Origin of the sequence: Taishania pollutisoli (genome assembly GCF_014518315.1) — a bacterium.
GTDB lineage: Bacteria > Bacteroidota > Bacteroidia > Flavobacteriales_D > Crocinitomicaceae > Taishania > Taishania pollutisoli.
The window spans coordinates 49,645-70,250 of sequence record NZ_JACVEL010000012.1; the positions used below are offsets into that span (position 1 = coordinate 49,645).

Below are 20,606 nucleotides of genomic sequence, written 5' to 3' on the forward strand. Positions count from 1 at the left end.
AAAGGTTTCAGGAGTCAACAGTCATTTAGTTACAAATCGTTTTTTCTGTTTCCGATAAGATGACACGTGCCTCTTCCAAAGTCGGTGCTTCTGCGTAAACCCGCAGTACCGGCTCTGTTCCGGAAGGACGAATCATTACCCAACGTTGATCATCGAAGAAGTATTTGTACCCGTCGATTGTCTGTACTTCTTTGATCGCGTACTTACCGAATGCTGTGTAGTTGTTTGATTGACAGTTGCTGATAATGGATTGTTTGAGTGCTTCTGTGATGTGCAAATCGCTTCGTTCAAACTTAAAGCTTCCGACAATTTCATAGACTTCTTCGATCAGTTCATCCAATGTTTTCCCTGATTTTGCCATAAATTCCCAGATGATCAATCCCATCCAGATTCCATCGCGCTCAGGAATGTGTCCTTTTACAGCGATTCCCCCTGATTCTTCTCCACCAACCAGGACATCCTCGTTGACCATGATTCCTGCAATGTACTTGAATCCGATTTTAACAACTTCCGAAGGAAAACCATAATGTGCGGCCATTTTTCCAACCCGTGGCGTCGTACTGAATGCTGTTGCAATTTTCCCGGAAAGTCCTTTGTATTTTGCCAGGTAGTGGATCAATAACAGAATAATGTGATGCGAATCAACAAATTCTCCTTTTCCGTTGTACAACCCGATTCGATCGGCATCACCATCTGTTGCAAGGGCACAGTCGATGTTTCCTTTTTCTTTGATGTACTGCTCCAGTTCCTGTAAATTCTTTGCGATCGGTTCGGGCGCCACTCCTTTGAAGGACGGATTGTGTTCCGCGTGTAAAAACTGGATATCAGGCAAAATGCGTTTCAATACATTTTGTCCGGCACCGAACATTGCATCGTATACGAGATTCAATCCGGAATTGGCGATTGCGGCAATATCAAAATTCGCTTTTACATGGTTGACATATTCCGTCTCCAGGTCTACAATTTCAACCAATGTATTCGCTAATGAAACACTTTTCCAGTCGTTCGGAATTTCCTCCTTGATGATGTCTTCGATCTCCTGTACTTTCTCAGGGGAAAGCGGTCCTCCCAGGTGAGATTTCAGCTTAAATCCGTTATAGGAAGGCGGGTTGTGGCTCGCAGTGATGACAACACCTACCGAACAGTTCTTTTTCACTGCTGCCAGTGAAACCATCGGTGTGGAAACGAATCCTTTTGCCATCTTCACTTCGATGCCCTGAGAGACAAAGACTTTGACTGCTGTTTCTACAAACAATTCTCCCTGGAACCGGCAGTCGTGTCCGATTACAATACGGGGATTGTCAAAGTTTTTCTTTACCCATTCAGCTGTTGCATACGAAACGCGGGCAACATTTTCAACGGTGTACTCATCGGCAATAATTGCGCGCCATCCGTCTGTTCCGAATTTAATTTTTGTAGCCAAAATCAATCGTTTTTAAAATGATTATTTCTTAAAATTCATTATGGTTTCTTCAATAATGGCAACACATTCCATCAATTGCTCTTCTGTCATCACCAATGGTGGTGCGAAGCGAATAATGTTTCCATGTGTCGGCTTTGCCAGTAGTCCGTTATCTGCCAGCTTCATACATAAATCCCATGCTGTTGAACTTTCCGGTGTATCGTTGACAATGATCGCATTCAACAATCCTTTCCCGCGGACGTTCACAACCAGTTCAGTTTTTTCAATGATACGGTTCATTTCACGGCGGAAAATCTCCCCCAACCGCTGTGCATTTTCTGCCAGTTTTTCTTCCTGAACAACTTCCAGTGCCGCCATTGCCACTTTCGCAGCCAATGGATTTCCTCCAAACGTTGAACCGTGTTGCCCGGGTTTGATCACCAACATGATTTCATCGTTGGCCAACACAGCAGATACCGGGTACATTCCTCCGGAAACTGCTTTGCCCAGAATCAGGATATCCGGTTGTACATTTTCGTGTTGTACAGCCAGCAATTTCCCTGTACGAGCGATTCCCGTCTGTACCTCATCGGCAATGAACAATACATTATTCGCTTCACACAGTGCTTTTGCTTTTGCCAGGTATCCTTCTTCCGGCACATCAACTCCTGCTTCTCCCTGAATCGGTTCTACGAGGAATCCGGCTACATTTTTATTTTTCAACACTTCTTCCAACGCGTTCAAATCGCTGTATGGAATGGATACAAATCCCGGTGTATAGGGTCCGTAATTCTTGCGGGCATCCGGATCATTGGAAAAAGAGATGACAGTTGTTGTACGTCCATGGAAATTTCCGTCACACACAACGATTACTGCTTCATTCTCGGCAATTCCTTTTTTCTCATACGCCCACTTTCTACATAACTTCAAAGCCGTTTCAACAGCTTCAGCACCTGTATTCATCGGCAATACTTTATCAAATCCGAAGTAAGAAGTAATGTATTTTTCGTAGTGTCCTAATACATCGTTGTAAAATGCTCTCGATGTCAATGCAAGTGTTTGTGCCTGGTCAACCAATGCCTTTACAATTTTCGGATGACAGTGTCCCTGGTTGACAGCAGAGTATGCGGAAAGAAAGTCATAATACCGTTTTCCTTCCACATCCCACACATACACACCTTCTCCTTTTGACAAAACAACCGGAAGCGGGTGGTAATTATGCGCACCGTATTTATCTTCCAGACCGATCAGTTCCTGAGAACTTACTTTCCCTTCTACCAAGCTCATATCTTTATTTATTTTTTTCAATATCAATGCTTCAAAAAACACCGTTTTTCGAAATGCCACACAAAGGTAAAGATAGATTTGCAATAAAGCAATTTTCGGATAACTTTGTAAGCAACGAATACTTTACTTGATGATAACTTACTACAGACTCTATTATTTTTTGTTTTTATCCGCACTTGTTTTATACATCATCGGATTGTTTCTTCCCTATACAACAATCCAATGTGTCGGAGTCAGCGACCAGTTATATACCGGAGCGGAAAACATGCTTGCATTATCTGGTCTTGCGTTGATTGTGCCATTAATCGCACTGGCATTTATAAAGCATACCCTTCTTACCAATTGGCTTTCCATCGGCTTATCATTCTTGCTGATCATGCTTCCATTTCTATTTCTTTCCTGGTTCCCAACCAGTTTACTGGCCGACTGTACGGAAAAAGAGGAAATCGGACAAAAAGTACTTTCAGTTTCTTCCACGCTCTTTCTTCTCGCAGCAATTGTTAAGCGACGGATACCTGTTGGTAATCCAGCGACAAATAAAAATGACAAGTCCACTGACCTCATCGACAATCTTTAACTACATGAAAAAAGTCACTCTTCTTTTCTGGATCGGATTCGGGATTTATCTCATCGGGTTATTTCTGCCATACCGGATTGAAATGTCTTATGATCCCGCTACAATGGCTACCATTGATAAAAAGTATGAATCGGGAATTGAACACATCGCTCCTTTGTTCAGTTTGATTCCGCTTATCCTGTTGATTATTTTTACTGTCATACGCCACTCGAACTTTACCCGTTGGGCGTGTCTGCTGCTGGCAATTTCTCTGATCTTTCCTGCGCTTCCGTTTTATTTCTTTACCACCTCGTTATGCTTTTACTGTAAACCCGAACAAGGAATCGGTTTTTACCTGCACTGCATCGCATCTTTACTTATTTTAATTGCCATGATTGCCAAAATACGGGTTCCGGTGACAGGAGACAAGAATAGTGAAACAGAAGATTTGCTGGATAATTTTTGAATTCATTTTTTCAACGCAAATACGCCTTGAAAATGGTTGAAAGTTCTAACAGTATATCGAACCACATTGTTCATATAGAGCCATTCGGTGCTGTGTGGAAGCGATCTAGTAACACATAACAGCGAACTTCGTCCGTTGGAATTGCACTGATCGTTTATTGAAGAATAAATTATTGTTTGATAAAACGCCTCGATGTCGTTCCGTTGGAATGGACCAGTTCAAGAAAATACATCCCGTTTGCCAGATTACGCACATCAATTTCCTGTTCGGTTGAACGTATAACAATGGCACCATTGATGTCTCGAATAATTGCGCGTTGCACAGCTGCTTCTGTTCGGAATGTAATTGTTTCTGTTGCAGGATTCGGATACAGTTGAAATGCAATCGTTTCTTTGTTGTCAACTCCTACGGGATCTTGTTCCACAACTTTCAGTGAATCCATGTAAAATTTAAATCCGTCCAGTGTTCGCAAGACAAACGCGACGTGTACGTTTTGTGCGTTGTATCCCAATTCTGACAAATTAACGGAATGACTTGTCCAGTAGACATCTTCGTTAACAACTGCTTTTAATGTATCCGTGAAATCAGCAACAGCAGTACCGGTTGTAGAAAGCAGTACCAAGTAACTTTCCGCAAAAGATGCATCGTGTGATTTCCCTTTCCAGGTCAGAATATTTCCGAATGGCCCCAATGTGATCGAAGGCGTTATCATCCATCTGTCGGCCATTCCCGGCTGATCAAAATAAGAGGTGGACGAAGCAACCGTATTGGCTGGATCTGCCGGATCCTGTTTTGCAATCCATGCGTCTGTATATTCTGCAACAGCGGCATTCGGAGTGTATCCATCCTGGTTATACAACATATAGCCGGAGGGAATTCCGGCATCAAAATTTTCTTCCAGAATTGTTGTTTGTGCTAAACACTGGTTTCCGAATCCTGAACTGAGAATAATTGCTGCTGTATAAATAAAATGTTTCATGTGTCAAAAATACGTTTTGTTTTGCTATTTCGTTCTATCAATCCAATAAATGTATCAGGATGTCTTTGTATTCCTGATAAAACCGGTCGAACGCAATGATTTTTTCTTTCAGAAAGTCATACATTTTCAGGGTGTCTTCTTCATTGAAGTAATTCAGGTTGGCCTGTTCCCACCGAATCCTGGAAATCGTTTTTCCTTCTGGTGTCGTAAAGTTTTCAATCCAGTCTCCCTCGTCTGACATTTCAGCAGTAAGCACCACCTTCAACTCTCCCATTTGTTCCCAGATTACTTCCCGTACCCCATCATCTTTGCATTGAATATCAAAGTTCAGTGAGCAGGATTTGCCATCTGCATGCAGCCGCAGGTATAATTCTTTTGCTTCCGTAGGATACGTTAACCAGTTGATTCGACGACCCGAACCGGACATGTGCTTTTTCATCCGGTTTTTAAACTCTCCCCAAAACAAGGTGTTTTTTTCTCTTTGTTCTTCTTTTGAAAGCATGCGTTGTGCAAAATATGTCCAAAAATAATACTTTTAGAAAACAGAAGGTAACGAAACTTCACAAGAAAGGTTAATAAAATAAACCATCCCCCGATTATAAAAAAAACAGTACTGACTTCATTCATTCTTTTGTTTTCGGCTATACTTGCAAGTGGACAATCCATTGCTTTACCGGAAGATTTTTTAATTGAAAAGGAAACTTATTCTTATTCGTTATTGAATGTAAAAGAAATTGAGCAATCGAAAACAATATCTATGGGAAATGAACCATTTTCATTTCCTGAATATGTATTAACATTGGATTCTTTTGGCTTTATTTCGGCATTGAAATATGACTTTATAGGGAGTGAAAATCTGTACGGATTTGTAAACGAACCCTATACTTTTATAACGACTATTGATAAAAGTAGTCGCTATGATTATTATATGAATGAATACATTTATGATGATCAATATAGCTTGTCTGTAATAAAAGTTCACAAACCTATGCCGCGAGTCATTGACGGGATCTATTCAAAAGAACATATTCCGAACCAAACAACTTCTGTTCGTATCATAGAAAATGAACAATCGGAAACAGAATTCATTTATCACGATGATGTATTGAAATATGTCATTCATTACACATATAAAGTCTTCTCCAATAATCAATTTAATAAAAAGTTATTGATAGAAAAAAAGACAGCCTATGAAAACGGAGAAGTTGCGTCTACCATACGCTTGAAGTATTGTTTTTATGGCGAACAATGACTATTAAACATTCTCCCCTCTCGTCGTCCCATCCTAACTCACAGAAACTAAAAAGGCAGAGAAATAACTCCGCCTTTCTCCCATTAACAAGTAGTCGTTAGTACTTCACAAAATTTCTTTTCAATACGGGATTGCCTTCATCGTGAATGAATAATGTATATTTTCCTGGTGCAAAATCAGTTGTGTTGATTTGCTTGATCCATGATCCTTGTTGGCAGATAAATGTTTCTTTGAACACATTTCGCCCTGTTTCGTCCAGGATTTCCATCGTCATTTCGTCGGTTTCCAGGTTGGAGAAGTGAATGTTCAGAATCGTTGACACGGGGTTGGGATACATACCAATCACAATGATGTCTTTTTGTACTTCTTGTACTGCCAGTCCCGGCTCCTCCGGTTCCGGCTCTTCTTCTTCCACCACTATTCTCGGACAATGCTGTGGGACATCGGAAAAAATATCCGGGCGGGCAAAAGCAATTGAATTGGTGGCATGCAATTGTGTTGATCCCTGATTGGCATAATACGAAGTCGCCCACACAGCAGCCGCATCCGCTGCATCAATCGTGTTGACAAAATACCAGTCTGACTGGACTCTGTTCTGATTGACATCTACAATCATGTACCCTTTTCTGTTCAGATTACACCATTTGATGTGACTGTTTGCTGCCATGATCACGCTTTCACCAACACCTGAGCCGAGATCCATTCCCGGGGATGTAACACTCGGCGTTACAAATTCAACACCTGCCCTACTCGCTCCGATGGGAATTTCCATCGTCCATGCCGTATGAATATCTCCTGTCAGTACCACAAAATTCTGGATTCCATTGTAAAAGACGTGATTCAGAATCTGTGACCGCTCTGTCGGGTATCCGTCCCATTGGTCCATATTTACAGGAATGCCGAAGGCTGTCAACGGTGCCATCATTACCTGTTGTGCTACCAGTTTGTAAATGGCTGTACTTGTCGACAATTCATTGAGAAACCAGTTCTTCTGAGCTGTTCCCAACATGGACCGGTTGGCGTTATTCAATTGAGAGCTTCCCCAGGAAACCTGCTCACTCCGTCCTGTGAGGCGGGTGTCCAGTAACATGATATCTACTAGCACACCATACGAAGCAGTCCGGTAAATTTCATATTGCCCTTCCTGGTCATTGTCCCGGATCGGAAGCCACTCAAAGTAAGCTTTTTTGGAAGCTTCTTTTCGGGCAATCCAGTCACCTTCTCCGCTGTTGTGATTTTCAGCTCCTCCCATCCATGCATCATTGGCAGATTCGTGATCGTCCCAGATACAAAACCAGGGAAACAACTGATGCAGGCGTCGCAAGTCTTTATCCAACCGGTAAATTGAATGGCGCATCCGGTAGTCGTCCAGTGTAACAATTTCATGCAACGGTTCCACGACTCTTCCTGCTGCGGGATTCGGAGAATATCCTCCTGTTGCATATTCGTAATAGTAATCTCCCAGGCAAAGTACGGCGTCTATATCTTTGCGATCCGCCAGCGACGCATACACATTGAAAAACCCAGCTTCAAAGTTGGCACACGAAACAACAGCAAACCGCAAGCTATCTTTGTAGGTGTCCTCCAGCGGAGTTGTGCGTGTTCTTCCCTGAATACTTCGTTTCCCGTAGGCGTAAAACTCATAATAATACCATTGGTCCGGCTGTAATCCTGTCACATCGATTTTTACCGTATAATCACGTTCATAGGTAGTGATGAGACTTCCTGACTGAACAATATCGGACATGGCGGTATCGGTTGCTACTTTCCATCCCACCACTACCGGATTTTGGTTTTCATCCGCCGGTGTAACACGCGTCCAGATAATTACCCTGTCTTTCATCGGATCTCCGGAAGCAACTCCATGATAAAACGGATCCATGCACGGTTCCGGAACAACGCTTCTGGTTTCTAATAAATCGGATTGGGAAAATACACGCAGGCAAAGCAGTATCACCCCCCCTGCTAAAATCAGTGCTTTCATCCTGTTTTATTGTTTAATTATTTTAGTTGCAACGGTCTGTCCGTTTGACTGAATGGTCAGAAAGTACATCCCGCTGTTCAATCCTTCGAGTGACCATGCAACAGTTGTATCTGTTGTCGTTTCTGTTAACAGAACGGCACCTTTTATATCTGTCAGTACCAGTTTGTTTTCAGTCCCGGTTACATTCAGCAAATCAACGGTTACAAATGAACCTGCCGGATTCGGATAAATTGAAAAACGCAGTTCCTCTACAGTTTCAAGTCCAACAGAGGCTGCACACACATGTACATACGTCCCTTGAGCTGCATTTCCGCCACCAAGAACAGAAGTAACCGGGTTGACCTGTCCGGGGGAGCAAAGTCCTGTAAAAATTTTAATCCGGCCTCCTCCTCCATCGCCACCTTTTCCTCCTGCCTGACCGTTACCGGTTGTAATACTTCCGGAAGAACAAAATATATTTCCGCCATAGTTACACGTAATACCAACACCTGCGTTTCCGCCATTTCCTCCCGTTCCGCCTGCTGCATTCAATGTTCCTGAAATAGATGCTGTTTCGGAGCGAAGTAAAATCCCTCCTCCTGAACCGGCACCAGCTCCTGAACCTCCTCCTGCTCCTGCGGACATGTTTGCTTCTCCGCAATCATCACAACCGTCAGAACAGCATTTTTCAGTTGCTCCACCGCTTCCTGCATGCCCTCCCACGGAACCGTTTTCTCCATTCACGGAAATCATCCCTTCAATGGTCAGTTCATGAACTGCTTCCAGGATGACCAATCCACCGCCATTTCCACCTCTTGCACCCGCAAGTCCGGCATCGTACGAACGTCCGCCACCACCAGCCCCGGCTCCGCCTGACCCCGGTTCAATATCATCACCTGATTCCGTTCCGTATACGGCTCCCGTTGTTCCTCCTGCCCCTCCGTTTCCGACAAGTACAGCATATTCAGGTGAAACCGTTGAATTATTCCCTACATGTGTTCCCGATCCGTTTCCTCCGGCAATTCCGGGTGTTCCTGTACCTCCGTAACTGGCACCACCACCTCCACCGGCACCACCAGATCCGGGAATCATTCCGTATGTATCGTTTGAATTTCCGCAGCGCTGTTTCGGTCCCGAACCCGCACTTCCATCCGTCCCGGCCATACCTGAACCTGATCCCATTCCTGCTGCTCCGGCTTTTCCTCCTTCAACGGATACAACACCTGCATCATCTTTACTGTTACACCCGGTCAGTGCAGCTGCATGACCTGTCAAACTACTCGCAAGAGAAGCTCCGTTTCCCGGGATTCCTCCGGGAAATCCCGCGTAGTCACCGTTTATTCCACCTTTAATTGTGATGTTATCGGCATGAATTTCCAATTTACCACATCCTCCTGAAGTAAAAGGTTTCACATACACCGTTACGCCCTGATCAATTTTAAAATTCCCGTCGATGTAGTACACGCCGGACATAAAATCGCTGAAAGTGATGGTCTGATTACCTGTCAGATAAGTCGTATCACATTGAGAAAAAAGAGAAGTGAAGCTCAGTACTGCACCGTTCATTAATAAAAGTAGTTTTCTATACATTGCTTTTCCTATAAAAGTTACTTGATGACAGACAAGCGTTTGATGTACGTCCCATCTCCGGTATTGATTTGAATAAAATAAATTCCCGCGTTTACGTTCTCCAGGCTAACTTCCGATACCACACCGGCAGGAATCACCCGGTTCATTTCTTTTCCGTTTACATCTGTCAATAGTACCTCACGAGCAATAATACCATGTGTTTGGATCGTACATGTTGCTGAAGCAGGATTCGGATAAACAGTCAATGCATTTTCGGTCAGTGATGCAATGTCCAACGATGCTACTGTAATACATTCTGATGCAGCGATGCATCCGTTCTCCGTCACCTCAATTGCATACAATCCATTCTGAACAGGTGTGTAAATTGCACCGACAGCACCATTAATTGTTGTTCCGGTAACGCAATTTTTCCATTGGTATGTTGCTCCGTTTCCTCCTGTATAATTTGCCGTTAACGTAGCTCCTGACAAAGTAACAGCAACAGTGTAATCGTATACTTCCAATGCATTTAACGCGACAGAACTACCATTCTCAGTGTATGCAATGATTGCTCCGGATGTTACTCCTGCAGGAACCACAAAAGAAAACTGCGTATCATCAATTGCAGTAAAAGGTACGCTTGTTCCGTTAATCGTTACGGAATCAATCAATGTGAAGTTTGTTCCGGTAACTGTAATCACTTCTCCTGACCCGGCGCATACCGCTGCCGGAGTAAATCCGCTGATTGTTGACCACGAAACAATAACCATTCCGATGGCTCCTGACGCTCCGAATCGGTTAACTGTGGTTCCGCTGAAGCTTTTTCGGGCTCCACCGCCGCCTCCACCATAGTTGTATCCTTCAACTCCGTCATCATCTCCTCCTGACACACCTCCGGCTCCGCCATTTCCACCAAAGCTGGCAGTTCCCATACCTGCAGTACCCTGTCCGCCATTCCCTCCGGCACCATTGCTTCCTGCAGCTCCACCGCCACCGCCACCGTAATCATTGCTGCTGGTGTTTCCTCCGTTTCCACCGTCATACGTTGCCCGGTTTCCCACGGAATTGGCCGCTTTTCCTCCCGGAGCACCTGTTCCATTGCTACCGTCTGAAAGAATCAGGGTCTTTCCTCCTTCTGCGCGAACAGCAAGTGAGGCATCCGAAGATGATGCGCTTCCGAAATAAGAATTCCCACCATGTTGTGCCGTATTGTCATTTTGTACTCCCGCTGCACCGACACCAATTGTGTATGTATTTCCTGCTACAACATTTACAATTCCTTTGGCGTAGGCACCACCACCTCCGCCACCGGATTCTCTGGCAGAAGAGCCTCTTACACGTCCGCCGCCACCGCCGGCACCAATTGCTTCTGCTTTTACGGAAAGTACTCCTTCAGGAGCTGTAAATGTGTGGACGCCAGCAGTTGTAAATTGCTGTGTTTGCGCCATGCTTGCGAAAGAAGCAATCAGTATTATAATTGTTGCTTTGTATTTGTTTGTTTTCATATCAAGTTACTGTATTGATGAATTATTTTTTGGAAAATGAGCGCTTTAGCTCTCCTGTTTTTCCTTTCACGACGATGTAATAGCCCCCCGGATTCAGTTCTTTTACATTAATGGTCATTGTTGCTCCTTTTAACTCTCCGGTTGCAACTTCCCTCCCTGCTACATCTATAATTTTGTAATGATTGTCTTTCAACTCTTCCGGAAGTGAAATTGTAAGGTAATCATCTGCCGGGTTTGGATACAATGAGAATCCCGCATCTGTGATACTTGTTATTCCCAGGTTAGCCGGATACGCATATTGAACAGACAATGCACTGCAACCGGTTGTTGTATTCGTGACCATCACGGTATATGTACCGTCAAACAGTGGTTGATAGTACTGATTTACAGCACCTGAAATAGCATTACCATTGATGTACCACTGGTACGTGTAGCCCACCCCCGAAGGTGCCGCGAGTGTCCCCTGAAGCGGCTCTGTAATTACAGGCTGAGGAAATGGAAGCACGTTGATTGTGAAATTGGTCGATTCGATTTGTCCAGTCAGATGATCTGTTACCGTTAAGGTATACTGCGTCGTTGTCAAGGGAGAAAGGGAAACCACAGAATCGGTAGCTGTTGTATTTGTCCAGGCATACGTCATATCCAGTGATCCGCCTGAGAACAATGCTGCTACATTGATTGTCTCTCCTTCACAGATGGTCAGATCGGGCAAATCTGCCAACACCACATCCTTCTTTAAAATCGTAAACTGGTCTGCTATTTCTCCTGATTTCTTCAGGTATTTTCCATCCAACCGGTTTCTGTTCACATCAATGATGAATGACCCCATTGCATCCGATGCACCATCGTTGTAGAGCATCGCGGGATGATCCAATGAAGGGCTGCTCTCCGAACTTCCCGAATTTCCACAAACGACATACACAGTACCTTCAGATGTTGACTGGGAGTTGTCTTTCACATACGGCGTTCCTTCATCAAAATTTCCGTTGACACCGTTCTGCATTTTCATGGATGGATTAAAACTGGATGTATTTCCGAAGTGTCCTTTCAGCAAGTAGCTTCTCTCAAAAACGTGGCTATGTCCGCACACGACCAGATCCACATCGTATTGCTCCAACAGCGGAATAACTTTCTCCCGCATTGCTTTCATAACAATTTCGTAAACATCGTCTGAATCATGTGATCCTTTGGAATAAGGAGGTTGATGAAAATAGGCAATGGTAAATTTGCGCGTATTTTGTTGCAAATCGTTTTCGATCCATTGCTTCATCCGGTTAATTCCGTCATAAGAAAACGTGTAATCAAACACTTCTGAATTGAGCGACAGAAAATGTACATCTCCATAGTCAAACGAGTAAAACACTTCTAACTGTGAGGGAAAACCTCCGGCCTCTGCAAAACGGGGAACCTCAACCAGGTCAAAATAGGGCCCCTGGTGATTTTCCAGCGGAATATTCGTATACGGAATTCCCAATAAGGTACTTTGCGACCATACGGTATTGTAATCGTGATTTCCCGGGGAAGGCCAAAATGGTGTATAAGTAAATATGTCGCTGAATCCCTGTAATGCAAACACTTTGGTTTGGTATTCATTGTCGGTTCCATCCTGGTAAGCATTATCTCCTAACCAAATCCAGACATCTGTTCCTCGTTCTCCCGTATAGTCCATAAACGCCTGCTTTGTCTCAATTTGCCCTGCATTTCCACGGCCAAAATCCCCTGTTGCCCAAATTCTTGTTGAAACCGGAGTGCCGGGAAGGGGATGTGTTTTAAAATACTGAACAGTGACATCTGATGCCAACTGATTGTTCAGATCGCCTATTGCATAATAATAGGTTGTATACGGTTGTAAACCGGTAACAGGCACAATGTGGTTGGTAACATTGTCGTTGATTTCGACTGTCTGCGCCAGGTTGGACGGATCTGTTCCGTACCAGACTTTGGAGCTTGTTGCGTTATTTGTTCGCCACATCACAATGATTCCTTCATGTGTGTTGCTTTGTAAATAAGGTCCCCGAACAACTGTTTGTGAAAAACTATTGGTTACATACAGACCTGATACAGATAAGAATAGTAATGTGAGTAATGTGTGTTTCATACGGTTTATTTTGAGGCAAAACTATACCTTATAGCTACAAAACCGATTAAGTGGAATTTATCAGTAAATGAAATTTACATGTCGTTATTTAACAAAAGAGTTGCGCACAGATAACAAAGAATTAATCTACCTGCAGGATTTGCTTCTTTCCTTTGTATTCATAGAAATAAAAGAATATGATCAAGTATTTTCTACTTCTGCCGGGAGCATTTCTGCTTGTGTTAACCGGAAGTTATACTCAAAAAGAAAAAACAGACCATGAGACAGGAACTGCATTAAAAGTGAACCTGTTTTACCAGGAGCAACTGAATCAATTTTATACCTCCATTGTTTTTCTTGACAGCTGCATCCGTCACAATATAGATGAAGAAACCTTGAAACAACCGTTTCTACGCGCACGGGAAGCATTCAAGTCATGTGAATTTTTACTCGTTTACCTGGAGAGTGATGAAGCAAGGCGCATCAACGGGGCTAACATTACCACAAATCATTACCATCACATGACCCCGATGGAAGAAAAGCCACCTCATGGACTACAGGTAATGGAAGATTTAATTTTTAATCCGGGGGAAGGGACACGGGAAGAACTACAAAAAGAAATTAAACTGCTGAGGGAACTCATTGCGCTTACCATTGAACGGAATAAAACCGAATTCATCATCCATGCGAGCGATTATAATACAACAATCTGGGATGCCGTTCGCCTGGAATTGTTTCGAATTGAATCCATGGGAATTACCGGGTTTGATGTGCCGGAATCACAAAATAGTATTCCGGAAACAAAAGCAGCACTACACGCATTGAAACACGTCGTTGGATGCTATGAGCCGGTATTCCGAAAGGCAAAATTGAAATCCCGTTATGATGCCGGAATTGCACAGTTTAATGCCGCGATCACATTTCTGGATCTGCAACAGGATTTCAATACATTCGACCGGCTTTCTTTTATAACAAATTACCTTCATCCGCTTTCTAAATGGGTCAATGAATGCATCAATAAACTGGGATATACTTATCCTGTGAATGTTCGTCCGCTGAACAATGAAGCTACTTACCTGTTTGACTCATTGATTTTCAACCCTGCGTTTTTTGCACCGGACCTGAGTCCGGAAAAAATCGTACTGGGAAAAAAGTTGTTCAACGATCCTGTTTTTTCAGCTGACGGCACCCGGAGTTGCGCAACATGTCATCGCTCTGACAAAGGTCTTGCCGACGGTCTTGTGAAAAATCAGTCACTGGATGGAAGACAACTTCTGGAACGGAATACACCCAGCTTGTGGAATGTCGCGTACCAGACAACGTTTTTCTACGATAGTAAAGTTAAACGATTGGAAATGCAGGTACTTGATGTGATTCACAATCCTCTGGAAATGGGAGGTGATGTAGCTGTAATTGCCGGACAACTCGCCCAAAACCCGGAATACGCGGCCTTGTTCAATGCAGCGTACAACGGAACGATCAATAAATCCACAACAGCAAATGCGATTGCAAGTTATTTACGCTCCTTAACAAGTTTCAATTCCCGTTTTGATCGTTATATCCGGGAGGAGCGTGAAGTACTGACCGCGAACGAAAAAAACGGATTCAATATTTTTGCAGGAAAAGGAAAATGCGCGACCTGTCATTTTGCTCCGATGTTCAACGGATTACTCCCTCCTCATTACAAAGACAATGAATCGGAAATACTGGGGGTTCCGGCACATGCGTCAATACCATCGGTTCTTGATAAGGATCCGGGAAAATATGCGACAACAAAACTTGAACTACATAAGTATTCATTCAAAACCGTTTCGATTCGAAATGTAGAATTAACAGCACCATATATGCACAACGGGGTCTTTCAAACCCTGGAGGAAGTCGTGGAATTTTATGAAAAAGGGGGTGGAATCGGACATGGAATCACGCTTGAGTCCCAAACCTTACCGGGTAGTAAATTAAAATTGACAGACCAGGAAAAGAAAGATCTTGTCAGCTTTATGAAAGCATTGACAGATTCTCCTGAATAACCTGTCATTTCACTTCCGAAAAGTCATTCAATCGACGGAATTTTCCGGCTTGATCAACTCATCTCCTGCTGTAGCTACAATCACCCGGAACGTATCTTTTTCACCTGTGCGCCCCTTTGTGGAAATTGCTTTGTATCTATCCCATAAAATCAACCGCTTCAAAATGCGGGTATCCTGTCTGAATTTCGGAACCATTCCTATTGATTAATTTGAGTTTCCGTTGGGCAGGCTCATACATATATGCGTTTCCATTTAAACTGACCTCTGTCGGCTTTGTATATTTCGGTGGAATGATTTCATTGCCTGATTGATCCGTATTTCCCCACAATCGATTGTCAAATGAAAATGCGTTGATCAACGATTGTGAAAACCGGAAAAAGGTAGTAATAAAAGTAAATTTAATACAGAAAAAACGATGGATCTCATCCCTTGATTTCTAATGGATTTTGTTCTTTTCTAAGAAATAAAAATAGTTCCTATTTTAATTCATGTTTTTAACAAACAAAAAAGCAACCAAACACCTCAAATTAAAGTCTTATGGTTAAATAAACATTTTTTAAATTTATTCGGATAAAAATCAGTATTTTAGCACATCAAAGACTGAATGAGATTTGTCGCACACATAATATTCACCTTCCTCTGCGTTTTCGGGGCTTCTGCCCAGGGAGATATTGTGTGGCTTCATCCGAATAAAGGACAATGGCATCCGAATATTGAGTATCAGGTTGACCTTGCTGCCGGAAAAATGTATATTGAAAAAGAAGGTTTTACCTATCATTTCTATGAAAATCCGAAAAAAGATCACGACCACACACACGAAAAAAGTGCTTCACATGACCATGACGCAGATGAACAGTGGAAACAACATGTTGTCAGAAGTCGTTTTATCGGGAGCAGCTGGCAGAAAGAAGTAACAACAACAAACACTTCCGGATTTTACAGAAATTATTTTTTAAGTCCGACGGCTGACAACTGGGTTTCGGGCCTCCACAGTTACGGATTGGTGACGATGAATAACTTCTACCCGGGAATTGATTTGCAGATGAACGGATCTGACGGGCAGTTAAAATATTCATTCATTGTAGCACCTACCGCTTCTCCACAACTCATTAAATGGGATGTCGAAGGAGCTGAATCCATTCAAATTGACAACGACGGAAACCTCATTGTAGAAACGACATTGGGTACCATCAAAGAGTCCAAACCAATTGCATGGACAATTAAAAACGGTCAAAAAAAACCTGTGGAAGTCGGATTCAAGAAAAACAAACAGCAATTGAGTTTTTACTTTCCGAACGGTTATACAACAGGAGACACACTGGTGATCGATCCATACCTGGTTTTTTCTACGTACACAGGAGCCACCTCTGATAATTGGGGAATGACAGCTACTCCGGGGCCAAATGGTGAAATGCTGGCCGGAGGAATTTCATTTGGTGCCGGGTATCCGATTACCTCCGGTGCGTTTGACTCATCATTTAACGGGGGGACTCCCAATAATAACATTTCCGGGTTTGATGTTTCCATTTCCAAATTCAGTGACAACGGGAGTCAGTTATTGTATTCAACTTTCATCGGCGGTGCTGCGAATGAGCTGCCGGAGAGTATGATTACAACAGCTCACGGAGAATTGTATGTGTTGGGAATTACGGCTTCGTCCAATTTCCCGCTCAGCGGAACACCTTTTCAGAATACATTCAGGGGCGGGCCAACTGCTACACACAACTCACTGCGTTTTGTCGGATCGGATATTTTTGTTCTGAAACTGAATGAACAGGGTACTCAACTCCTTGCTTCCACTTATGTCGGGGGGACGGATCTGGATGGTTTGAATATTTCGAACCTGAGCTTCAATTACGGAGATCAATACCGCGGAGAACTCATTCTGCAGGGAGACGATGTTGTAATCGCCTCGCATTCGCGCTCTACCAATTTCCCTGTCACGAACGGATCTACACTCAAAGGACTTCAGGATATGGTTGCATTCAAGATGAATAACAACCTGAGTCAGATGATCTGGTCTTCCTATCACGGAGGCACAGGAGACGAAACAGGAAATTCACTCGCACTTTCCACAACGGGTGATGTATACATTGCAGGTGGAACGTCTTCTTCCAATTTCACATTGACAGGCGATGATCCTAGCTTTAACGGAGACCGGGACGGCTACATTGTCCGGTTAAATTCAGGCACCGGGGCCATCATCAACGGAACTTACCTGGGATACAATGAATACGACCAGTGCTATTTTGTGCGCACCGATATTGATAACAAGGTGTATGTATTTGGTCAAAGCCACTCTTCCTGGCCGATTTCAGCAGGAAAATACGGAAATGCTAATTCGGGTCAATTTATTCGAAAATATACAAGTGATTTACAGTCCATCGAATGGACGACAATGATCGGTGCAGGCACAGGAGTTCCTGAGATTTCCCCCACCGCATTCCTGATTTCGGATTGTTATGACATCTTTATTTCGGGATGGGGAGGAAACGTAAATGTAAATGGCAGTCAGGCAACCGGAAGTACAAGTAATGGTTTTCCGGTCACATCAGATGCGTACCAAAGTACTACCAGCGGATCTAATTTTTACCTGGGAATCTTAAGCCAGGATGCTACCAACCTCGTGTACGGAACATTCATGGGAGGTTTTTCAAGCAGTTACAACCATGTAGACGGCGGAACAAGCCGCTTTGATAAATCGGGTGCTGTTTACCACGCTGTTTGTGCTTCGTGTGCAGGGAATCTGAATGGATTTGTATCAACTCCCGGAGCATGGTCTACAACAAACAACAGCCCCAACTGTAACCTGGCAGCATTCAAATTTCAATTGGGAATGCCCTATTCATTAAGTGCGAACTCGACTGTTTGCAACGGACAAAATGTTCAACTCAACGCGACAGGTGGAGTTCATTATTCCTGGTCGCCGGCAGCTTCATTAAACAACCCGAATATTCCGAATCCGATTGCCTCGCCGACAGAAACGACTGTCTACTATGTCAGTATGGATTTCAATGAAGGGTGTGCTATCATTGACTCCATTATTGTTGAAGTGATCAACGAACCGGTTATCAACCTGGCAAGTACTGAAACTATTTGTTTGAACGAATCCGTTACCATAACAGCATCAGGAGGATTGACGTACAGTTGGGCTCCGAACGTAAATATTTCTGCCACCAATACAGCAACGGTTACTGTTTCTCCTACTGAAAGCATGTACTATTATGTGACGGTCGGAAATCAATGTTTTGAACGAACGGACAGTATTTATGTAACCGTTCATCCACTTCCTGAAATTATTCTCGCCGATGACACCCTGATTTGCAGGGGGACTTCTGCCCTACTGATTCCGGACGGAAACATGCAGCCGGCCTGGGAAACACACCCTACCTTACAAGCACATGCAAACGGTACGGCAACAGTAACTCCTGCTCAACCACAGTATTATTATGTCAATGGAATTGATACCAACGGATGTGAAAACCGAGATTCTGTACTGGTGACGTTTTATACCGTTCCCAACCTGGTTACCAGCCCCGACACAAGTGTTTGCCTCGGAACCTCAGCTACGCTGAGCGCATCCGGAGCAACCAGTTATTCCTGGTCACCTGCTGCTACATTGACAGGAGCGACAACCGCAAACCCGGTCGCGACCCCTGCAGTTCCGACAACATATACGGTGACTGCAACATATGGTGCCGGTTGTACGATGAACGAAGAGGTCATCGTTGATCTGCTTTATTTACCTGTACCTGTTGTTCCCGATACGGTATTTGCCTGTTATGACACCCCAAAAACAATCACCGTTGGAGGAGCGGAAACATACAGCTGGTCACCCGGAACATATCTGAACACAACAACCGGATCAACTGTCACCGCAACGGTGCATGAGACGATCACATATACCGTTACATTCACCAATGTATGCGGTTCCATTCTGGATGATGTACCTGTTGTGGCAATCATTCCACATGTAGAAGCATTCAATGATACCATCCTGTGTCCGGGAGAATCAACCCAGCTGATGGCTACCGGAGCTGAGTCCTACAACTGGTTTCCAGCTGCAGGACTCAATACGACCACTGCGTCTTCCGTAACGGCATCACCGGCCATCTCGACACTTTATTATGTAACAGGGACCGATGCATACGGCTGTTTCATGACGGACAGTGTTTTCGTTGAATTGCACCCGCAACCTTACATTCTCGCAAGTGCAGACCAGTATCTGCTCGAAGGGGATGTAGCGACCATTTCCGGTACCACTTCATCAACGGGTACTATCTACTGGACTCCTTCAGAATACTTATCGTGTGTAATGTGTACACAAACGGTTGCCTCTCCTCCGTCTAATTATCAATATGTTGTGACCATTGTGGATGAAAACGGCTGCAAGGATTCCGATGATGTATGGATTTTCTTTGAACCCCTGATTTTTGTTCCAAACACCTTTACTCCCGACGGAGACGAGTTCAATAATGTATTTAAAGTACGGGGAGGAAACATCCGCGAATTTGAACTGAACATTTTCAATCGCTGGGGGCAGCTGATCTTCACTTCCAATGACATGGCAATCGGCTGGGATGGTACTTATGACGGGAATCTATGCCAGGACGGTACCTATACGTGGAAATTATCCTACAAAGACTTGCGCGACAAAAAGTACGAGCGCGTCGGACACGTCAACTTGTTGCGTTGATTTTATTTTAGTTTAAATGTGAATGGAAGATTAAAATAGGACTTCACCGGTTCTCCATCAATCAATCCGGGTTTCCATTTAGGCATGTTTTGAATTACTCTTACTGCTTCCTCGACAAACAAAGGATGTATTTCGCCTTGATTTTTTTTCAATTTTATTCCAGTTGTACTTCCATCTATATCTACGCAAAAAGAGATTGAAAATCTTGTCTGTGAACCTATTTCAACCATTTTTAACGGGTATTTAGTCTCTTGTGCTAAGTAATCCATCATCTCATCCATTCCTCCCGGGTATTCTGCCTCAATATAATAACTATAGTAGTTAATTTTTTTCCCCTCATCAGAATAACATTTTCCCTTTTTTAGCTTCCCGTTGGTATACTTATCTTCTCGTTTTACGTTTCCGTTTTCATAGTATGTTTTAAACAAACCATGGTATTCCCCATCCACATAATTTGCTTCTAATTTTAGCTTACCTGACTCATAATAATTATATTCCTTACCTTCTTGCTGATTGTTTTTGTAATGCTCATTTGCTTTTACGGATCCACTTTCATAATAATACACAAACTCACCCTCTTTTATTACTTCCGGGTCAAAGGAAGTATATCCTCCAGTCATAATAAGCACATCCGATGTAGTATATCTTTTCACAAAATATACTCCGTTTTTGATTTCATCAATAATCTGATAATAATGAATTGAATCTTTTACAGAAGTTTGTTTATTGTATTCATTTAAAAATAATGTATCAGCACTATTTTGTCCATACCCATTAAGGGAAAGTAATATTGCAATAGTGAATAGGGAATAATAAAATTTATTCAT

Annotated in this window: 15 protein-coding genes; 5 read left to right on the forward strand and 10 right to left on the reverse strand. The window is 43.3% G+C overall.

Annotation, left to right across the window (positions count from 1 at the left end):
- Positions 1–25: 25 nt before the first annotated feature.
- On the reverse strand, positions 26–1,423 hold the full coding sequence (locus H9Y05_RS14190) for a phosphohexomutase domain-containing protein (protein WP_235992219.1): 1,398 nt from the start codon (positions 1,421–1,423) through the stop codon (positions 26–28).
- 21 nt (positions 1,424–1,444) lie between these two features.
- Positions 1,445–2,689 carry an ornithine--oxo-acid transaminase gene (gene rocD / locus H9Y05_RS14195; RefSeq protein ID WP_163491007.1) on the reverse strand — a complete coding sequence of 415 codons (1,245 nt, stop codon included), beginning with the start codon at positions 2,687–2,689 and terminating at the stop codon, positions 1,445–1,447.
- 130 nt (positions 2,690–2,819) lie between these two features.
- Here rocD and H9Y05_RS14200 point away from each other — a divergent pair, with 130 nt between their 5' ends.
- Both H9Y05_RS14200 and H9Y05_RS14205 read left to right on the forward strand, forming a co-directional pair.
- The gene (locus H9Y05_RS14200) at positions 2,820–3,266 is read left to right on the forward strand and encodes a hypothetical protein (RefSeq protein ID WP_216714664.1); all 447 of its coding nucleotides are present in this window, start codon (positions 2,820–2,822) and stop codon (positions 3,264–3,266) included.
- A 4-nt stretch (positions 3,267–3,270) separates the two neighbouring features.
- Entirely contained in the window at positions 3,271–3,711 is a 441-nt protein-coding gene (locus tag H9Y05_RS14205; RefSeq protein WP_163491005.1) for a hypothetical protein, read from the forward strand.
- Positions 3,712–3,880: 169 nt separating this feature from the next.
- Here H9Y05_RS14205 and H9Y05_RS14210 read toward each other — a convergent pair whose 3' ends face one another.
- Positions 3,881–4,690: a T9SS-dependent choice-of-anchor J family protein gene (locus H9Y05_RS14210; RefSeq protein WP_163491004.1), complete on the reverse strand. Its 810-nt coding sequence runs from the start codon at positions 4,688–4,690 to the stop codon at positions 3,881–3,883.
- A 37-nt stretch (positions 4,691–4,727) separates the two neighbouring features.
- The gene (locus H9Y05_RS14215; protein ID WP_216714665.1) at positions 4,728–5,192 is read right to left on the reverse strand and encodes a DUF4268 domain-containing protein; all 465 of its coding nucleotides are present in this window, start codon (positions 5,190–5,192) and stop codon (positions 4,728–4,730) included.
- 255 nt (positions 5,193–5,447) lie between these two features.
- Here H9Y05_RS14215 and H9Y05_RS14220 point away from each other — a divergent pair, with 255 nt between their 5' ends.
- A complete protein-coding gene (locus H9Y05_RS14220; protein ID WP_216714666.1) occupies positions 5,448–5,942 on the forward strand; it encodes a hypothetical protein in 495 nt (164 codons plus the stop codon).
- A 97-nt stretch (positions 5,943–6,039) separates the two neighbouring features.
- On the opposite strand, the gene H9Y05_RS14225 is transcribed toward H9Y05_RS14220, so the two are convergent.
- Genes H9Y05_RS14225 through H9Y05_RS14240 form a run of 4 tightly spaced genes read right to left on the reverse strand, consistent with a single transcriptional unit; the run spans position 6,040 to position 13,077 of the window.
- Positions 6,040–7,926, reverse strand: a complete 1,887-nt coding sequence (locus tag H9Y05_RS14225; RefSeq protein WP_216714667.1) for an alkaline phosphatase D family protein — start codon at positions 7,924–7,926, stop codon at positions 6,040–6,042.
- A 6-nt stretch (positions 7,927–7,932) separates the two neighbouring features.
- Positions 7,933–9,471 carry a T9SS type A sorting domain-containing protein gene (locus tag H9Y05_RS14230; RefSeq protein ID WP_216714668.1) on the reverse strand — a complete coding sequence of 513 codons (1,539 nt, stop codon included), beginning with the start codon at positions 9,469–9,471 and terminating at the stop codon, positions 7,933–7,935.
- A gap of 41 nt (positions 9,472–9,512) precedes the next feature.
- A complete protein-coding gene (locus H9Y05_RS14235) occupies positions 9,513–10,979 on the reverse strand; it encodes a glycine-rich domain-containing protein (protein WP_216714669.1) in 1,467 nt (488 codons plus the stop codon).
- A 22-nt stretch (positions 10,980–11,001) separates the two neighbouring features.
- Entirely contained in the window at positions 11,002–13,077 is a 2,076-nt protein-coding gene (locus H9Y05_RS14240; protein ID WP_216714670.1) for a metallophosphoesterase, read from the reverse strand.
- 176 nt (positions 13,078–13,253) lie between these two features.
- Here H9Y05_RS14240 and H9Y05_RS14245 point away from each other — a divergent pair, with 176 nt between their 5' ends.
- Positions 13,254–15,083, forward strand: coding sequence for a cytochrome-c peroxidase (locus H9Y05_RS14245; RefSeq protein ID WP_216714671.1), 1,830 nt, complete (start codon positions 13,254–13,256; stop codon positions 15,081–15,083).
- Positions 15,084–15,110: 27 nt separating this feature from the next.
- Here H9Y05_RS14245 and H9Y05_RS14250 read toward each other — a convergent pair whose 3' ends face one another.
- Positions 15,111–15,278 carry a hypothetical protein gene (locus H9Y05_RS14250; RefSeq protein ID WP_216714672.1) on the reverse strand — a complete coding sequence of 56 codons (168 nt, stop codon included), beginning with the start codon at positions 15,276–15,278 and terminating at the stop codon, positions 15,111–15,113.
- Between the two features lie 409 nt (positions 15,279–15,687).
- Here H9Y05_RS14250 and H9Y05_RS14255 point away from each other — a divergent pair, with 409 nt between their 5' ends.
- The gene (locus tag H9Y05_RS14255) at positions 15,688–19,779 is read left to right on the forward strand and encodes a gliding motility-associated C-terminal domain-containing protein (RefSeq protein WP_216714673.1); all 4,092 of its coding nucleotides are present in this window, start codon (positions 15,688–15,690) and stop codon (positions 19,777–19,779) included.
- 2 nt (positions 19,780–19,781) lie between these two features.
- Here the strand turns inward: H9Y05_RS14255 and H9Y05_RS14260 are convergent, their stop codons facing one another.
- Entirely contained in the window at positions 19,782–20,606 is an 825-nt protein-coding gene (locus tag H9Y05_RS14260; RefSeq protein ID WP_216714674.1) for an energy transducer TonB, read from the reverse strand.